Source organism: Bradyrhizobium sp. IC3195, from assembly GCF_020193585.1.
Lineage (GTDB): Bacteria > Pseudomonadota > Alphaproteobacteria > Rhizobiales > Xanthobacteraceae > Bradyrhizobium > Bradyrhizobium yuanmingense.
The window spans coordinates 98142-115175 of sequence record NZ_JADYVG010000020.1 but is presented as its reverse complement, the minus strand read 5'-3'; the positions used below and the strand labels follow the sequence as shown (position 1 = coordinate 115175).

Genomic DNA, 17034 nt, shown 5'->3' with positions numbered 1-17034 from the left:
CGAAAATTCTTCCCAACGACATGGCTACGGTGTCCATCGATGGCATCAGCCTGGAGATATCGATTGCTCTCATCGACGAGCTCGAGGTCGGCGATTGCGTCCTTGTCCATGTCGGCTATGCGCTGGCCAAGATCGATCCGACGGAAGCCAAGCGCACGCTGGAGCTCCTGCAGGAGCTAGGCAGTGCAGGAGAACGCCGATCATGAAATATGCCGACGAATTTCGCGACAAGGCCATCGCGCAGGGAATTGCGCGTGCGATTGGCGCCGAGGTCAGTTCGCAAAGAGCCTATCGGTTCATGGAATTCTGCGGCGGACACACTCATGCGATCTCCCGCTACGGCCTGGAGGATCTGCTGCCCGCGAACGTTCGCATGATCCACGGGCCCGGTTGTCCCGTCTGCGTTCTGCCCGCCAGCCGAATTGATATGGCGATCCGGCTCGTCGACCGACCAGAGGTCACTCTGTGCGTCTACGGCGACCTGATGCGCGCGCCTGGGTCGCAAGGACAGTCCCTGTTGCGAGCCAAAGCGCTCGGCGCAGACATTCGGATGGTCTACTCGACGCTCGACGCTATCCGGCTCGCCGAACAGGCGCCGAGCCGCGAGGTGGTCTTCTTTGCCATTGGATTTGAGACCACTACCCCTCCGACGGCGGTGATGATCCGGATTGCCGAGAAGAAGCGGTTGAAGGGCCTCAGCGTGTTCTGCAATCACGTGCTTACACCCTCTGCGATGCACAGCATTCTCGAGAACCCCAAAATCCGCGACACCGGCGGGGTTCCAATCGACGGCTTCATCGGGCCTGCACATGTGAGCACCATTATTGGCACGCAGCCTTACGAGCCTCTGGCGGAACAATTCGGCAAGCCCATCGTGATCGCGGGTTTTGAACCGCTCGATGTGATGCAGGCGATCCTGATGCTGGTGCGGCAGGTGAACGAAGATCGCTACGAGGTAGAGAACCAATACAGTCGTGCGGTGACGCGTGAAGGCAATCGGCGCGCCAAGGAGGAGGTATCGCAGATATTCGAACTGCGCGAGCAGTTTGAATGGCGAGGGCTCGGACTCGTCCCCAACAGCGGACTGAAGCTGAAGCAGGCTTACGCGCAATTCGACGCCGAGACGCGTTTTGCGATCCACGACCTGCGTATCGCAGACAATCCGGCATGCGAGTGCTGCGCGATCTTGCGTGGCGCCAAGCGGCCGGTCGACTGTAAGCTGTTTGGAACCGTCTGCACGCCGGAAACTCCCATAGGATCCTGCATGGTGTCATCAGAAGGCGCTTGTGCGGCGTATTGGGCCTACGGCCGAGTTCGCGATGAACAGTTGAGGCGGACGTCATGAGCGTAAAGGCTTATCAACGCAAGCTCGACATCGAGAACGGACGCGTTGATCTTTCCCATGGATCCGGGGGCCGTGCCATGGCACAGCTGATCTCCGGCCTTTTTCACCAAGCCTTTGGTAATGAATGGCTCGCCCGCTGCAATGATCAGTCCGCGTTTGACGTTGCGGCAGGCAGGATGGTGATGACGACCGACGGCTATGTGGTTTCCCCGCTGTTCTTTCCGGGCGGTAATATCGGGTCACTGGCTGTGCACGGCACGATCAATGATGTCGCGATGTCCGGCGCGCGTCCCCTCTATCTGTCGGCCAGTTTTATCATCGAGGAGGGCTTCCGGTTTTCGGATCTGAAGGCGATCGCGGATTCGATGGGCGCGGCAGCGCGCGGCGCTGGCGTTTACATCATTGCCGGAGACACCAAGGTGGTCGAGCGCGGCAAGGCCGATGGTTTGTTCATCTCTACGACCGGCATCGGGATTGTGGCCGATGGGCTCGATCTCTCCGCCGACAAGGCAAGGGTCGGGGACCGTGTGCTGGTGTCCGGTAGCGTCGGCGATCATGGGGTGGCGATCATGTCAAAACGTCAGAACGTCGCTTTTCAAACCGAGGTCGTCTCGGATTGCGCAGCGTTGCATAATCTCGTAGCGGTCATGGTTGCCGCCGGCGGTAGCAGCATCCGGGTGATGCGCGACCCGACGCGGGGTGGGCTTGCCGCGACCCTCAACGAGATTGCGCATCAATCTGACCTCGGGTTCCATCTGGAGGAAACATCCATTCCGGTGAAGCCCGCGGTTGCAGCTGCCTGCGAGCTCCTTGGTCTCGATCCGATCCATGTCGCCAATGAGGGCAAGCTCGTTGCGATCGTCGCGCCTGATTTGGCCGATGCCGTGCTTGCAGCCATGAAGGCGCACCCGCTCGGGTCCGATGCAGCTGATATTGGCGAGGCGGTGGCTGACGATCGGAAATTTGTGCAGATGGCGACCGGTTTCGGCGGCCGGCGAATCGTTGATTGGTTGTGGGGCGAACAATTGCCTCGGATCTGTTGAACACGTTGCGCATCGTCCAGTTTTTTGGAAACCAAATTTATGATCAATGGTCATTAGCCAAGAGCCATCAGCTTTGGAAACGATCCCTTCTATGGGCAAGTCTACCCAACCGGCACACTGCGACTCGGCTCTTCAAGAAGTTTCGGCGAGGCTGGATTTCGGTTGTTAGCTTTTTCACGAGCCGAGAACGCAATTCGAAACTTCATCGCGATCACGCATTTTCGACGGTTAAGCTCAGCGAGCATGGTCACTCGATCCGCTCGGCACCAGTGGGTTTGAAATCCTGCGAAGCTTGCCAAATATCGCTGAATTTCTGCGTCATTTTGACGGCTGCGTCGCAATATCCCTGCTCGCTTCCGATTAGAAAGGCGCTCCAGGTAGGGAGTTTTCAAATGAAGGTCGGAGTCCCCAAGGAAATCAAGGCGCACGAATATCGCGTCGGCCTTACCCCGGGAGCTGTCCGCGAATACGTGGCAGCGGGCCACCGCGTGATGATCGAGACCAATGCCGGCGCTGGCATTGGTGCAACCGACGACGATTATCGCAATGCTGGCGCAACGATTCTAACTTCCGCAGTTGAGGTATTCGCATCGAGCGAGATGATCGTAAAGGTTAAGGAGCCTCAGCCGTCCGAATGGTGTCAGCTGCGGGAAAATCAGATCCTTTTCACTTATCTGCATCTGGCCCCCGACCCGGATCAGGCCAAGGGCCTCCTGAAATCTGGATGCACCGCGATCGCCTATGAGACCGTAACTGATGCGCATGGTGGTCTTCCGCTGCTGGCGCCGATGAGCGAGGTCGCGGGTAGGCTTGCGATCGAAGCGGCGGGTAGCGCCCTGAAGCGGAGTGCAGGCGGACGAGGGCTGTTGATCGGTGGGGTGCCCGGTGTTCAGCCTGCCCGTATCGTGGTGATCGGAGGTGGTGTCGTTGGTACGCACGCGGCACGCATGGCGGTCGGTCTGGGCGCAGAAGTGACCATCATCGACCGTTCGATACGCCGGCTCCGCGAGCTGGACGAGCTATTCGAAGGACGCGTTCGCACCAGGTTTTCGACTATCGACTCCGTGGAGGAAGAGGTATTTGCGGCGGATGTGGTGATTGGTGCGGTGCTCGTTCCAGGTGCGAGCGCGCCGAAGCTGGTCCGCCGGAGCATGCTGAGCTCGATGCGCAAGAGGGGGGTGCTCGTGGATGTCGCTATCGATCAGGGCGGCTGCTTTGAGACATCGCACCCAACCACCCACGCTGATCCTACTTACGAAGTGGATGGCGTCATTCATTATTGCGTGGCCAATATGCCTGGGGCTGTACCGCTGACCTCGAGCCAGGCACTGAATAACGCGACGCTGCCGTTTGGTTTGGCTCTGGCCAACACAGGTTTTTCCGCCGTGCTCGAAAATCCGCATTTGCGCGCGGGCCTCAACGTCCATCGGGGCCGACTAACTTACAAAGCGGTGGCCGAAAGCCTCGGGCTGCCCTTCTCACCGATCGAACAGGCTGCGGCCTGATCCCAGAGGCCCTTATGGGCGTTTCCTCCCTGACTTAGGCCACCCCTCGGGGTGGCTTTTTTTGGCTCCATCGATCTGCTGACCGCCGTCGGCATAAGTGAAGGATCACCAGACGAGCGCCGGCTTCAGTCGCTCGCACGATGCGAGACAATGTACGTTCGCCCATACAGCGCATATGAATGCCGGTCTTGCCAGGTAATCGAAGGCAATTGAGAATGCGTCCCGCGGGTCCGCAGGGGACCCGCAATCACGGGCGACTTTATCTGGCGCGATCGCCGCGACCCTTTCTGGCTGGCTGTGGAACGCCGACCGGACCGGTGATGACTGCGCGGGCTGTTTATCGCGGTGCCGTCGCCGAGGCCGCCGGTGTCCCGTGACTGGGGCTTGGGGTCGACCTGATACACCGGCGGAGAACCTTGTGAAGTCGCGCGGCGCATCGATCATAGCCGCGGCACGACCACCTTAGGACGCATCGCAGGCTGGCTAACGCGGTTCACCTGATCGCTGACTGCCGAGAGATCGACCATGCGCAAACCACGGCATCGAGATCAAGCTGCTGTCATGCGCGTTGTAGGAATTGCGACACCGTGTCGAGGCGGCGACTTGCGTTATCGAAAATAGCCCAGACAAATCAAGGTTAACTGTCTGGCACAAGACTTGAAAGCAAGAAACTGTCGCGCAACTTTTGCTCATGGAATCGCAGTGATGGCCTACAAGATAATCGCATCCCAGTGCACCGTCTGCGGTGCGTGTGAGTTCGAATGTCCCAATGCCGCGATCAGCCTGAAGAACGATATATATGTGATCAATCCGACCCAGTGTACGCAATGTGAGGGGCATTTTGACGCGCCGCAATGCGTGGTCGTTTGCCCGGTGCCCGATACCTGCGTGCCGGCATAGGTGGGGTAGCCGATGAGAGGAGCTCCGGCGCGAAACATGATGAAGACGCTATCGTCAGCCGCCGCCTTTTGGATCCGTGTCCTGTTTCTCTCACTCGCTGGCCCAGAGTTGGCGGCGACTTGCACGATCCGCTCAGAGAGATTGCGGCGCTATCCTCGCCGGCGGGAGTTGTCGCTGCGTGAGTGGAGCGGGCAATGGTAGCCGTACAAGAGACGGTCGAGCGCGTGAAGCGCATCGACGTCGACCAGTATCGTTATGGGTTTGAGACCCTGATCGACTCCGAGAAGGCCCCCAAGGGGCTCTCGGAAGAGATCGTAAAATTCATCTCGCAGAAAAAGAATGAGCCCGCCTGGATGCTGCAGTGGCGGCTGGAAGCCTATCGGCGCTGGCTGACCATGCAGGAGCCGACCTGGGCCCGTGTCGACTATCCCAAGATCGACTTCCAGGACCTCTATTATTACGCGGCGCCGAAGCCGAAGAAGACGGTCTCGTCACTGGATGAGATCGATCCGGAGATCCTGAAGACCTACGAGAAGCTCGGCATCCCCTTGCGGGAAGTCGCCATGCTCGAAGGCGTCGAGCCCAAGGTGGGCGAGGAAGACCCCGCGCGCCGCAAGATCGCGGTCGATGCGGTCTTCGACTCGGTCTCGGTTGCGACCACGTTTAAGGCGGAGCTGAAGAAGGCCGGCGTGATCTTCATGCCGATCTCGGAGGCGATCCGCGAGCACCCCGAGCTGGTGCAGAAATATCTGGGCTCGGTGGTTCCGACCTCGGACAATTTCTACGCCACGCTGAACTCGGCGGTGTTCTCCGACGGCTCGTTCGTCTACGTGCCGCCGGGCGTGCGCTGCCCGATGGAGCTGTCGACCTATTTCCGCATCAACGAGCGCAACACCGGCCAGTTCGAGCGCACGCTGATCATCGCCGACAAGGGCTCCTACGTCTCCTATCTCGAAGGCTGCACCGCGCCGCAGCGCGACGAGAACCAGCTGCATGCCGCCGTGGTCGAGCTCGTCGCGCTGGACGATGCCGAGATCAAGTACTCGACGGTGCAGAACTGGTATCCCGGCAATTCGGAAGGCAAGGGCGGCATCTACAATTTCGTCACCAAGCGGGGCGATTGCCGCGGCGCCAATTCGAAAATCTCCTGGACCCAGGTCGAGACCGGATCGGCGATCACCTGGAAATATCCGAGCTGCATTCTCCGCGGCGACAATTCGCGCGGCGAGTTCTACTCGATCGCGATCTCGAACGGCTTCCAGCAGGTCGACAGCGGCACCAAGATGATCCATCTCGGAAAGAACACGTCGAGCCGCATCATCTCCAAGGGTATCGCCGCCGGCAAGTCGCAGAACACCTATCGCGGTCTCGTGACGGCGCATCGCAAAGCGACCGGCGCGCGCAACTTCACCGCCTGCGACTCGCTGCTAATCGGCGACAAATGCGGTGCGCATACCGTGCCGTACATCGAGGCGAAGAATTCGTCGGCGACGTTCGAGCACGAAGCGACGACCTCGAAGATCTCCGAGGACGTGCTGTTCTACTGCATCCAGCGCGGGCTCAGCCAGGAAGAAGCGGTGGGCCTCGTCGTCAACGGCTTCGTCAAGCAAGTTCTGCAAAGACTGCCCATGGAGTTCGCAGTGGAGGCGCAGAAGCTAATCTCGATCTCGCTCGACGGATCCGTTGGATAACGAAACCTCCCGCGAGCCCCTCGAATGCGGCTCGCCAGACGACGCATTTCAGGGGGCAGATCAGAATGGCGCTACTCGAAATCCGAGATTTGCATCTTGGTGTCGAAGACCGCGAAATCATTCGCGGGCTGCATCTTAGCGTCCATGCCGGTGAAGTGCACGCGATCATGGGGCCGAACGGCTCCGGCAAATCGACGCTCTCGCACGTCATCGCCGGCAAGCCGGGCTATGAGATCACCGGCGGACAAATCTTGTTCAGGGGCGAGAACCTCTTGCGGATGGAGCCAAATGAACGCGCCGCCAAGGGCGTGTTCCTAGCATTCCAGTATCCAGTCGAGATCCCCGGCGTGACCACCATGAACTTCCTGCGCGCGGCACTGAACGCCCAGCGCAAGGCGCGCGACCAACAGGAATTCTCCACCCCCGAATTTCTGAAAAGAGTCCGCGAGGTGGCCGGTTCGCTCAACATTCCCCGGGACATGATCAAGCGCGGCGTCAATGTCGGCTTCTCCGGCGGCGAGAAGAAGCGCAACGAAATTTTGCAGATGGCGTTGTTCGAGCCGAGCCTGTGCATCCTTGACGAGATCGATTCCGGCCTCGATATCGACGCGCTGCGTATCGTCGCCAGTGGCATCAACGCCTTACGTTCGCCGGAACGAGCGATGATCGTGATCACTCATTATCGGCGGCTTCTCGAGCATATCGTGCCGGACATTGTGCACGTGATGTCGAAAGGGCGGGTCATGAAGAGTGGCGGCAAGGAACTCGCGCTGGAGCTCGAGGCTTGTGGCTACGCCCAATTCGAAGACGCGGCCTGACGGCTCTAGGGACTTCCCGATGAAGCAGGTTTTGGTCAAAGCCGACGCCGAACGCGCAATGGGCAATGTTTTCGCTGCGGCGCGTGGACGGCTGCCTGGTGCAGGCCCTGTCCCCCAAATACGGGCGAGAGCATTCGAGGTCTACGAGCGTACCGGCCTCCCGCATCGGCGCATGGAGGATTGGAAATACACAGATCTGCGCGCCCTGATCAGCGAGGTGCTGCCACTCGCTCCGCGGCCGGATGCGGAGGCGCTGGTGCGCGCAAAGGTCTCGGTCAAGCAAGTGGCTGCCGATCAGGCGGTCAAACTGGTTTTGGTGGATGGCATATTCGCGCCGGAGCTATCCGATCTCGGCAGGCTGGAAAACGAAGTCGTTGTGCGGTCGCTGCGAGAGGTTCTGGAGAACTCGGCTACTGGGGGCATGGCCGGTCTGGTGCTATCGACGACGAGCGACTCGGCGATCGCGCTCAACGCCGCAATGGCGACAGATGGCTTGGTGATTACGGTCGCCGACGGCAATGCGGTGGAGCGTCCAATTCAAATCGTTCACGTCGCAACCGGACTGTCGGTGTCCACCTTTACACGTTGCTATCTGCAACTCGGTAAAGGAGCGCATGCGGCCATCGTAGAAAGTTTCGTCCCGGCTGAACGCGCGAGTGGCTATCAAGCCAACGATGCGATAATCGCCCTGGTTGGTGACGAGGCGAGCCTTTCGTATATCCGCGTGGCAGCTGCTGCCTCTGACGCCGTGAACATCTCGTCGGCGATCATCGCAGTCGGCGCCAGGGCTAAGCTCGACCTCTTCAGCATGACCTGCAGCGGCTCCATCAGCCGCTATCAGGGATTCATCACGCTGGCCGGCGAGGGAACCAAGCTCTCGGCGAATGGGGTTAATCTCATCAGGGACAAGCTCCACGCGGACACAACGGTCGTGGTCGACCACGCCATGCCACATTGCACCAGTCGGGAGAAGTTCCGCGCGGTCGTAGACGATTGCGGTCGCTCGGTGTTTCAGGGCCGAATTATCGTTCGTCCTGCCGCCCGGAAAACGGACGCCACCCTGACGACGCGAGCGTTGCTCCTATCCGACCAGGCCGAGGTCGACAACAAGCCGGAACTCGAAATCTTGGCCGACGACGTGACCTGCGGCCACGGAGCGACATCGGGTGCGCTGGACGACACTCTCGTATTCTATCTGCGCGCCCGGGGGCTATCAGAGAAGGATGCGCAGATGTTGCTGATTAAAGCGTTCGTTGGCGAGTCGATTGAGGAGATCACTTCCGAGAATCTGCGCGATTTTGTGACGGCGCAAGCTGAACACTGGCTAAAGGCGGGGCGATGAGCGCACATCCCGCCGTGAGCAATGGCATTTACGAGGTCAACCGTCTGCGTACAGACTTTCCTGCGCTCGCCATGACGGTGTACGGCAAGCCGCTTGTTTACCTCGATAACGCTGCATCCGCGCAAAAGCCCAACGCGGTGCTTGACCGTATGACGCAGGTGTACTCCAGCGAATATGCCAACGTTCATCGCGGCTTGCACTACCTCGCTAACGCGGCGACGGAGGCGTATGAAGACGCCCGTGCCAAGGTGGCGCGGTTTGTGAACGCGCATTTAAACGAAGAGATCATCTTCACCCGGAGCGCCACGGAGGCAATCAATCTGGTGGCGCAGACGTTTGGCCGTGAACGCATTAGCGCGGGTGATGAGATCGTTCTCTCGATTATGGAACACCACTCCAACATTGTGCCATGGCACCTTCTCAGGGAACGACTCGGTGCAGTGATCAAATGGGCCCCAGTGGATGATGACGGAAACTTTTTGCTCGATGATTTTGAGCGACTGCTGACCCCGCGCACCAAGATGGTTGCAATCACACAAATGTCGAACGTGCTCGGCACGGTGTTGCCGGTGAAAGACGTGGTGAGGATCGGGCATGCTCGTGGTATCCCGGTGCTGGTCGACGGCTCGCAAGGATGCGTCCATCTGAGCGCCGACGTCTGCGACATTGATTGCGATTTCTACGTCATGACGGGCCACAAGCTCTATGGTCCGACGGGGATCGGTGTGCTTTACGGCAAGTCTGAGCATCTGGCATGGATGCCGCCCTTCAATGGCGGCGGGGAGATGATCCGCGACGTCTCGCGTTCCGGCGTCATTTATGGTGATCCGCCACATCGCTTCGAAGCGGGTACGCCGCCGATCGTCGAAGCCATCGGTTTAGGGGCGGCTATCGATTACATCAACTCAATAGGCAAGGTGCAAATCCGCAGGCACGAGGGCGCACTGCTCGCTTACGCGCAGGAGAGGCTGACGGACATCAACTTCGTGCGCATGATCGGGACCCCGGCCGAGAAGGGGCCGATCATTTCCTTTGATATGAAGGGTACGCATGCCCATGATATTGCTACCGTCGTCGACCGCGCTGGTGTAGCGATGCGGGCGGGGGGCCATTGTGCGATGCCGCTGCTCAAGCGCTTCGGCGTGCTGGCGACGTGCCGTGCGTCACTCGGACTTTACAATACACGTGAAGAGATTGATGTGCTCGTGCGTGCGCTTATCAAGGCGCGGCAGCTGTTATCGTGATCGGCGAGCCTACGACGCCGGGTGGCGAGGCAGCTCGCATTGAGATCTGGAGCGTGAGGTCATGCACCTCATCGTCATCGTAGCACGTAAGCACCTGTAGATCTCAGCAGGCATAGATAGCATTGGCGAGCCTGTGTAGGCCACTCGGCCTTGCAGCCGGTCTTCCTGTTCGGCCGCTTTCGGCGAGCGCCGATTGCAGAGTATTCCGATCGCGGACACGCTCGAGTATTGGGCGGGCAATTTCACCCATAACCAGCCCTTGTTCCATTTCGAACAGGGCCAAGCCAAGAGTTCTCTGCCCAAAGCGTGATGTCGGGTTCGCAACAACACCCCCTATCACCGCACGAGGCGCGCTAAGCGATTTTGATTGCTCTGTTTTTTGTGCTCACGAGATGCTGGCATGCTGGTTGCAGAAGTCTTGGCAAGAAGCCGCCCTCACAACAGCTAACCTTTGAAGGACATCAGATGAGTCTCGCCACGACCCAGAGCATCGCAGAAATCAGGGCTCGCAACAAAGAGCTGATCGAGGAGGTGCTGAAGGTCTATCCGGAGAAAACCGCGAAACGGCGTGCCAAGCACCTCAACGTTCACCAAGCCGGCAAATCAGACTGCGGGGTGAAGTCCAACATCAAATCCATACCCGGCGTGATGACGATCAGAGGCTGCGCCTATGCAGGGTCAAAGGGGGTGGTCTGGGGACCGATCAAGGATATGGTTCATATCAGCCATGGCCCAGTCGGCTGCGGTCAGTATTCGTGGGGCTCGCGACGCAACTATTACGTTGGCACGACGGGCATCGATAGCTTCGTGACCCTGCAGTTCACCTCCGACTTCCAGGAAAAGGATATCGTATTCGGTGGCGACAAAAAGCTGGTCAAAATTCTTGACGAAATCCAGGAGCTGTTTCCACTCAACAACGGCATCACGATCCAATCGGAATGCCCGATCGGATTGATCGGTGACGACATCGAGGCCGTGTCAAGAGCGAAATCCAAGGAATATGGCGGCAAGACCATCGTGCCGGTCCGTTGTGAGGGCTTTCGGGGTGTGTCGCAGTCACTAGGCCACCACATTGCCAACGACGCGGTGCGCGATTGGATTTTCGACCAGCTCGAGCCGGATGGCAAACCAAAGTTTGAGCCGACGCCGTACGATGTTGCGATCATCGGAGACTACAATATCGGCGGCGACGCCTGGTCATCACGAATTCTGCTGGAGGAGATGGGCCTGCGGGTGATCGCGCAGTGGTCCGGCGACGGTTCTCTGGCTGAGCTCGAGGCAACCCCGAAAGCAAAGCTCAACATTCTGCATTGCTACCGTTCCATGAACTACATCTCACGCCACATGGAAGAGAAGTTCGGTATCCCTTGGTGCGAGTATAACTTCTTCGGACCTTCAAAGATCGCAGAGTCTCTGCGCAAGATTGCGGGCTATTTCGACGACAAGATTAAGGAAGGCGCCGAGCGGGTGATTGAAAAGTACCAGCCGCTGGTGAACGCTGTGATCGCAAAATATCGCCCGCGCCTGGAGGGCAAGACGGTGATGCTGTACGTCGGCGGGCTCCGTCCGCGTCATGTGATTGGTGCATACGAGGACCTCGGGATGGAAGTCATTGGCACCGGATACGAGTTCGGTCACAACGACGACTATCAGCGCACAGCTCAGCATTACGTAAAGGACAGCACGCTCATCTACGATGACGTCAATGGCTATGAGTTCGAGCGCTTCGTCGAAAAGCTCCAGCCTGACCTCGTCGGCTCGGGTATCAAGGAAAAGTACATTTTCCAAAAGATGGGTGTGCCGTTCCGGCAGATGCACTCCTGGGACTATTCGGGCCCATATCACGGCTATGACGGCTTTGCGATCTTTGCGCGCGACATGGACATGGCGATCAACTCGCCGGTCTGGAAGAAAACGAAGGCCCCCTGGAATCAAGCTTCGAGGGCGAAGCTCCTGGCTGCTGAATAAATCAACTTATCTCGCTCTTTGGGAAAGCCGGGGCGACACCAACCTCGATAGTGAAGGATTTCAACAATGGCGCAGAGTGCCGAACACGTGCTCGATCATCTCGAGCTGTTCCGCGGTCCAGAATACCAGCAGATGCTGGCTAAGAAGAAGATATTCGAGAATCCTCGCGATCCCGCCGAGGTCGAGCGTATCAAGGAATGGACAAAAACGGCCGAATATCGCCAGAAGAACTTTGCGCGGGAGGCGCTAGCGGTAAATCCGGCCAAGGCATGCCAGCCGCTTGGCGCCGTATTCGCCTCTGTTGGCTTTGAGGGCACGCTGCCCTTCGTCCACGGCTCTCAAGGTTGCGTGGCTTACTACCGCAGCCATCTGTCGCGGCACTTCAAGGAGCCTAGCTCCTGCGTCTCTTCGTCGATGACGGAAGACGCTGCCGTATTTGGCGGCCTGAACAACATGATCGACGGGCTCGCGAACAGCTACAACATGTACAAGCCCAAGATGATTGCGGTCTCGACGACCTGCATGGCCGAGGTGATCGGCGATGACCTCAACGCCTTCATCAAGACGTCGAAAGAAAAAGGCTCGGTTCCGGCAGACTTCGACGTGCCATTCGCCCACACGCCAGCGTTCGTCGGCAGCCACGTTACCGGTTATGACAATGCGCTCAAGGGCATTCTGGAGCATTTTTGGGACGGTAAGGCCGGAACAGCGCCGAAGCTGGAGCGCAAGCAGAACGGGGCGATCAACATCATTGGTGGGTTCGATGGCTATACCGTCGGAAACCTTCGCGAGATCAAGCGCATCTTGGCGTTAATGGACATCCAGCACACGATTCTAGCGGACAATTCTGACGTTTTCGATACTCCGACAGACGGCGAGTTCCGGATGTATGACGGAGGCACGACCCTGAAAGATGCGGCCAACGCGGTTCACGCCAAGGCGACAATCTCCATGCAGCAGTGGTGCACCGAAAAAACGCTGCCATTCGTGGCTGAGCATGGACAGGACGTCGTATCCTTCAACTACCCCGTGGGCTTATCGGCAACGGATGACTTTATCCTGGCGCTGTCACGCATCAGCGGCAAGGAGATTCCCGAGCAACTCGCGCGAGAACGTGGCCGCCTGGTCGACGCGATCGCTGACTCCAGCGCGCATATCCATGGCAAGAAGTTCGCGATCTATGGCGATCCGGATCTTTGCTATGGGTTGGCTGGGTTTCTGCTCGAACTCGGCGCCGAACCGACCCATGTGCTGTCCACCAACGGCAACAAGGCGTGGCACGAAAAAATGCAGGTGCTGCTTGCAAGCTCGCCATTTGGGCAGGGCTGCCAAGCCTATCCGGGCCGAGATCTCTGGCACATGCGCTCACTCCTGTTCACCGAGCCAGTCGATTTTCTGATTGGCAACACCTATGGCAAGTATCTGGAGCGCGATACTGGAACGCCACTGATCCGCATCGGCTTTCCCGTTTTTGATCGGCATCATCATCACCGCTCCCCCCTATGGGGCTATCAGGGCGGCTTGAATGTGCTGGTGAAGATCCTGGACAAGATCTTCGATGAGATGGACAAGAAGACAAACGTTCTTGGCAAAACTGACTACAGTTTCGATATCATTCGTTGATGAGCGACCGTGCGCGTGCCATCGCCAAAGCACTTGACGATGACACAAGCACACGAGGGTTGACCACGCAATTAGTTTGCGCTGAGAGGAAAAAGGATGAATTCACTAGCGGCCACGCTCCAGAATATTTTCGACGAGCCGGGCTGCGCCAAGAACGGCAGTAAGTCGGAGGCTGAACGCAAGAACGGCTGCACCAAACAGCTGCAGCCGGGTAGCGCTGCCGGCGGCTGCGCTTTCGATGGCGCCAAGATTGCGTTGCAGCCGTTCACCGACGTCGCTCACTTGGTGCATGGTCCGATCGCGTGCGAAGGAAATTCCTGGGACAATCGCGGCGCGGCGTCGTCCGGCGCGAATCTGTGGCGCACTGCATTCACAACCGATTTGAGCGAAACCGATATTGTATTCGGAGGCGAGAAGCGGCTCTGCAAAGCGATCAAGGAGATCATCGAGAAGTGCGACCCGCCCGCCATCTTCGTCTATCAAACCTGTATTCCGGCGATGATCGGCGACGACATCAACGCAGTCTGTAAGGCAGCATCTCAAAGGTTCGCAAAGCCGGTGATCCCGATCAATTCGCCGGGCTTCGTCGGCTCGAAGAACCTCGGTAACAAGCTCGCCGGCGAGGCCTTGCTCGAGTATGTGATCGGGACGCAAGAACCGGACTATACCACGCCGTATGACATCAACCTGATCGGGGAATACAACCTTTCGGGAGAGCTCTGGCAAGTGAAGCCATTGCTAGACGAGCTTGGAGTACGGATTCTCTCCTGCATCTCCGGGGATGGCAAATATCGCGAAGTCGCGTCATCTCATCGCGCGCGGGCGGCGATGTTGGTGTGCTCAAAGTCGATGATCAACGTCGCACGCAAGATGGAGCAACGCTACGGGATCCCGTTCTTCGAGGGGTCGTTCTACGGTATTCAAGATTCGAGCGAATCGCTGCGTCAGCTTGCCCGCTTATTGGTTGAACGCGGCGCGCCGACAGATCTGCTCGGGCGCACCGAAGCAGTGATCGCGCGCGAGGAAGCGTGGGCGTGGGCTGCGATAGAGCCGTACAAGCCGCGATTCGAAGGTAAGAAGGCCTTGTTGATTACCGGCGGCGTCAAGTCGTGGTCGGTCGTTGCGGCACTCCAGGAAGCAGGGCTTGAATTAGTCGGAACCAGCGTCAAGAAATCAACCAGGAAGGACAAGGAGCGCATCAAGGAGCTCATGGGGCAGGATGCCCACATGATCGAGGACATGACGCCGCGCGAAATGTATAAGATGTTGAAGGACGCAAAAGCGGACATCATGCTATCGGGCGGCAAGTCGCAGTTCGTCGCGCTGAAAGCGGCGATGCCCTGGCTCGATATCAACCAGGAGCGTTGCCACGCCTATATGGGCTATGTCGGAATGGTCAAGCTGGTGGAGGAGATCGATAATTCGCTCTCCAGTCCGATGTGGGAGCAGCTACGTCGACCGGCACCATGGGAAGCATTGGCCAAGGCGATGGTGCAGATACAATCGCCGATGGCCGCGATCGCCCGCGATCCGGCGCTCGCCGAAACCGCGCGCCGCGCGAGGAAGATCTGCGTGTGTAACAGAGTCGATTTGGGCACGATTGAGGATGCAATCTATGCGCACGGCCTGAAGAGCGTCGCAGCGGTCAGAGAGCATACCAATGCGGTCGGTGGCTGCTGCCAAAGACGCATCGAAGATATCTTGGTGTCCGAACCATCTGCCATGCGACAGGCCGCAGAATAGCGAGGCGTCATGGCAATCGTCACGGCGCCGACAAAAGCGTGCGCTGTCAACCCGCTGAAGATGAGTCAGCCGATCGGCGGCGCATTCGCGTTCATGGGGCTGCGCGGGGCGATGCCGCTTCTGCACGGCTCCCAGGGGTGCACATCCTTCGGTCTCACGCTCTTTGTCCGGCATTTCAAAGAGGCAGTACCGCTGCAGACCACCGCGATGAGCGAGGTCGCGACCGTACTCGGCGGCTATGAGAATCTCGAGCACGCTATACTGAACATCTATAACCGAACCAAGCCAAAGATCATCGGAATCTGCTCGACCGGTATCACCGAGACCAACGGCGACGATGTGGATGCCTACCTCAAGCTAATCCGGAGCAATCATCCGCAACTCGCAAAGTTGCCACTGGTGTATGTCTCGACGCCGGATTTCAAGGGCGCGTTCCAGGACGGCTGGGAAAAGGCTGTGGCGCGCATTGTGGAGGTGCTGGTGGAAGGGCCCAACGCCAGCGGCCTGCGGGATCCATCGAAGGTGAATGTTCTGCCGGGATGTCACCTCACGCCCGGCGACCTTGATGAACTCCGTGTCATACTGGAGGATTTCGGGTTGATCCCGTCCTTCCTCCCTGATCTGGCGGGATCGCTCGATGGGCATATCCCCGATGAGTTTACGCCAACGACCATCGGCGGCATCAGCGTCGACGAAATTGCGAGCATGGGCCGCGCCGGGTGGACGATTGCGATCGGCGCGCAGATGCAGCGGGCGGCAGAGGTCATGCAGGGCAAGACCGGCGTGCCTTTTCGTGTCTTCGAGCGGTTGTGTGGCCTGTGTCCGAACGACGAATTCATGACGTTCTTGAGCGAGATCAGCGGTCGCCCCATACCGTTGAAGTATCGGCGCCAGCGCGGTCAGCTCGCCGATGCAATGCTGGACGCGCACTTCCATATTGGCGGTCGCAAAGTTGCGATCGGCGCTGAGCCAGACCTCCTGTTCGATCTATCCGGCATGCTCCACGATATGGGCGCGCAGGTGACGGCGGCCGTGACGACCACTCAGTCGGGGGTGATCGAGCGGATTAAGACCAAGGAGGTACTCATTGGCGATCTCGAGGATCTGGAAGGGCTTGCCAAAACAAAGCATTGCGACCTGCTGATCACGCACTCGCATGGCAGGCAAGCGGCTGCTCGGCTGAAAGTCCCGTTCTATCGTACGGGTTTTCCGATGTTCGACCGACTTGGTGCGGGACACCAACTATCCGTGGGCTATCGTGGTACCCGCAATCTGGTCTTCGATATCGCCAATCTCGTGATCGCGCATCGTGAGGAGAACGATCGGCCTACGCCCGACAAATGGCGAACTGCGGCCGGATCGCCGCGATGCTCGGGATATCGCAGTTCCACCGGCGCAGCTGAGAGGTCGAGTGCATGAAGGTCGCGTTTGCCACTCAGGACCTGAAACGCGTCGATGCCCATTTTGGTTGGGCAAAGAATATCGCGATCTACGATGTCACGCCTAGCGGGCACGTGTTTCTCAAAGCGGTTGAGTTTGAGGGCGATCTAAAGGAAGACGGCAACGACGACAAGTTGGCGCCCAAGATCGACGCAATCAAGGATTGCGCAATCCTTTACGTCGGCGCCATTGGCGGTGCTGGGGCTGCGCGAGTGGTCGCCAACAAGATCCATCCTATCAAGGTGAACAAGCCAGAAAGCATTCTGGTGTTGCTCGAGAAACTCGAGCGCGTACTGAAGGGCACGCCACCTCCCTGGCTACGCAAGGCTATGGCAAAAGACCGACGGCGAACCTTCGAGTTCGACGAATGAG

At 58.7% G+C, this 17034-nt stretch carries 14 protein-coding genes; all 14 read left to right on the top strand.

The genetic code is table 11. The annotated features are described in order from the left end of the window. Positions 1-20 precede the first annotated feature (20 nt). The 14 genes from I6F09_RS29200 (at position 21) to nifX (ending at position 17033) form a co-directional block, all read left to right on the top strand. Complete coding sequence (locus tag I6F09_RS29200; RefSeq protein WP_306469171.1) at positions 21-206, top strand: HypC/HybG/HupF family hydrogenase formation chaperone; 186 nt, start codon at positions 21-23, stop codon at positions 204-206. Beyond that, the gene (gene hypD / locus I6F09_RS29195) at positions 203-1345 is read left to right on the top strand and encodes a hydrogenase formation protein HypD (protein ID WP_225129604.1); all 1143 of its coding nucleotides are present in this window, start codon (positions 203-205) and stop codon (positions 1343-1345) included. Before I6F09_RS29200 ends, hypD begins: the two co-directional genes overlap by 4 nt. Next, positions 1342-2388 (top strand): hydrogenase expression/formation protein HypE, encoded by a 1047-nt coding sequence (hypE, locus tag I6F09_RS29190; RefSeq protein WP_225129602.1) that lies wholly within the window; start codon positions 1342-1344, stop codon positions 2386-2388. Before hypD ends, hypE begins: the two co-directional genes overlap by 4 nt. A gap of 392 nt (positions 2389-2780) precedes the next feature. After that, a complete protein-coding gene (gene ald, locus I6F09_RS29185; protein ID WP_225189625.1) occupies positions 2781-3893 on the top strand; it encodes an alanine dehydrogenase in 1113 nt (370 codons plus the stop codon). Positions 3894-4598: 705 nt separating this feature from the next. Beyond that, positions 4599-4793, top strand: a complete 195-nt coding sequence (locus I6F09_RS29180) for a 4Fe-4S binding protein (protein WP_225129601.1) — start codon at positions 4599-4601, stop codon at positions 4791-4793. 194 nt (positions 4794-4987) lie between these two features. Continuing rightward, the gene (gene sufB / locus I6F09_RS29175) at positions 4988-6484 is read left to right on the top strand and encodes a Fe-S cluster assembly protein SufB (protein ID WP_225189620.1); all 1497 of its coding nucleotides are present in this window, start codon (positions 4988-4990) and stop codon (positions 6482-6484) included. A gap of 65 nt (positions 6485-6549) precedes the next feature. Next, positions 6550-7302, top strand: a complete 753-nt coding sequence (sufC, locus tag I6F09_RS29170) for a Fe-S cluster assembly ATPase SufC (protein ID WP_225129597.1) — start codon at positions 6550-6552, stop codon at positions 7300-7302. A 19-nt stretch (positions 7303-7321) separates the two neighbouring features. After that, positions 7322-8644 carry a Fe-S cluster assembly protein SufD gene (sufD, locus tag I6F09_RS29165; RefSeq protein WP_225129595.1) on the top strand — a complete coding sequence of 441 codons (1323 nt, stop codon included), beginning with the start codon at positions 7322-7324 and terminating at the stop codon, positions 8642-8644. After that, positions 8641-9888, top strand: a complete 1248-nt coding sequence (locus tag I6F09_RS29160) for a cysteine desulfurase (protein WP_225144488.1) — start codon at positions 8641-8643, stop codon at positions 9886-9888. The genes sufD and I6F09_RS29160 overlap by 4 nt, the downstream gene beginning before the upstream one ends. Positions 9889-10353: 465 nt before the next feature. After that, complete coding sequence (gene nifD, locus I6F09_RS29155) at positions 10354-11856, top strand: nitrogenase molybdenum-iron protein alpha chain (RefSeq protein ID WP_225129591.1); 1503 nt, start codon at positions 10354-10356, stop codon at positions 11854-11856. 66 nt (positions 11857-11922) lie between these two features. Beyond that, complete coding sequence (gene nifK, locus I6F09_RS29150) at positions 11923-13479, top strand: nitrogenase molybdenum-iron protein subunit beta (RefSeq protein WP_225189619.1); 1557 nt, start codon at positions 11923-11925, stop codon at positions 13477-13479. Between the two features lie 96 nt (positions 13480-13575). Next, entirely contained in the window at positions 13576-15222 is a 1647-nt protein-coding gene (gene nifE, locus I6F09_RS29145) for a nitrogenase iron-molybdenum cofactor biosynthesis protein NifE (RefSeq protein WP_225129588.1), read from the top strand. Positions 15223-15231: 9 nt separating this feature from the next. Continuing rightward, positions 15232-16641 carry a nitrogenase iron-molybdenum cofactor biosynthesis protein NifN gene (gene nifN, locus I6F09_RS29140; RefSeq protein ID WP_225129586.1) on the top strand — a complete coding sequence of 470 codons (1410 nt, stop codon included), beginning with the start codon at positions 15232-15234 and terminating at the stop codon, positions 16639-16641. Further along, positions 16638-17033, top strand: a complete 396-nt coding sequence (gene nifX, locus I6F09_RS29135) for a nitrogen fixation protein NifX (protein WP_225129584.1) — start codon at positions 16638-16640, stop codon at positions 17031-17033. The genes nifN and nifX overlap by 4 nt, the downstream gene beginning before the upstream one ends. The last annotated feature ends 1 nt before the right edge of the window (position 17034 follow it).

Bases quoted from the DNA above. Each gene is read 5' to 3' on its own strand.
- I6F09_RS29200 (WP_306469171.1), top strand. From the start codon at position 21: ATGGCTACGGTGTCCATCGATGGCATCAGCCTGGAGATATCGATTGCT.
- hypD (WP_225129604.1), top strand. From the start codon at position 203: ATGAAATATGCCGACGAATTTCGCGACAAGGCCATCGCGCAGGGAATT.
- hypE (WP_225129602.1), top strand. From the start codon at position 1,342: ATGAGCGTAAAGGCTTATCAACGCAAGCTCGACATCGAGAACGGACGC.
- ald (WP_225189625.1), top strand. From the start codon at position 2,781: ATGAAGGTCGGAGTCCCCAAGGAAATCAAGGCGCACGAATATCGCGTC.
- I6F09_RS29180 (WP_225129601.1), top strand. From the start codon at position 4,599: ATGGCCTACAAGATAATCGCATCCCAGTGCACCGTCTGCGGTGCGTGT.
- sufB (WP_225189620.1), top strand. From the start codon at position 4,988: ATGGTAGCCGTACAAGAGACGGTCGAGCGCGTGAAGCGCATCGACGTC.
- sufC (WP_225129597.1), top strand. From the start codon at position 6,550: ATGGCGCTACTCGAAATCCGAGATTTGCATCTTGGTGTCGAAGACCGC.
- sufD (WP_225129595.1), top strand. From the start codon at position 7,322: ATGAAGCAGGTTTTGGTCAAAGCCGACGCCGAACGCGCAATGGGCAAT.
- I6F09_RS29160 (WP_225144488.1), top strand. From the start codon at position 8,641: ATGAGCGCACATCCCGCCGTGAGCAATGGCATTTACGAGGTCAACCGT.
- nifD (WP_225129591.1), top strand. From the start codon at position 10,354: ATGAGTCTCGCCACGACCCAGAGCATCGCAGAAATCAGGGCTCGCAAC.
- nifK (WP_225189619.1), top strand. From the start codon at position 11,923: ATGGCGCAGAGTGCCGAACACGTGCTCGATCATCTCGAGCTGTTCCGC.
- nifE (WP_225129588.1), top strand. From the start codon at position 13,576: ATGAATTCACTAGCGGCCACGCTCCAGAATATTTTCGACGAGCCGGGC.
- nifN (WP_225129586.1), top strand. From the start codon at position 15,232: ATGGCAATCGTCACGGCGCCGACAAAAGCGTGCGCTGTCAACCCGCTG.
- nifX (WP_225129584.1), top strand. From the start codon at position 16,638: ATGAAGGTCGCGTTTGCCACTCAGGACCTGAAACGCGTCGATGCCCAT.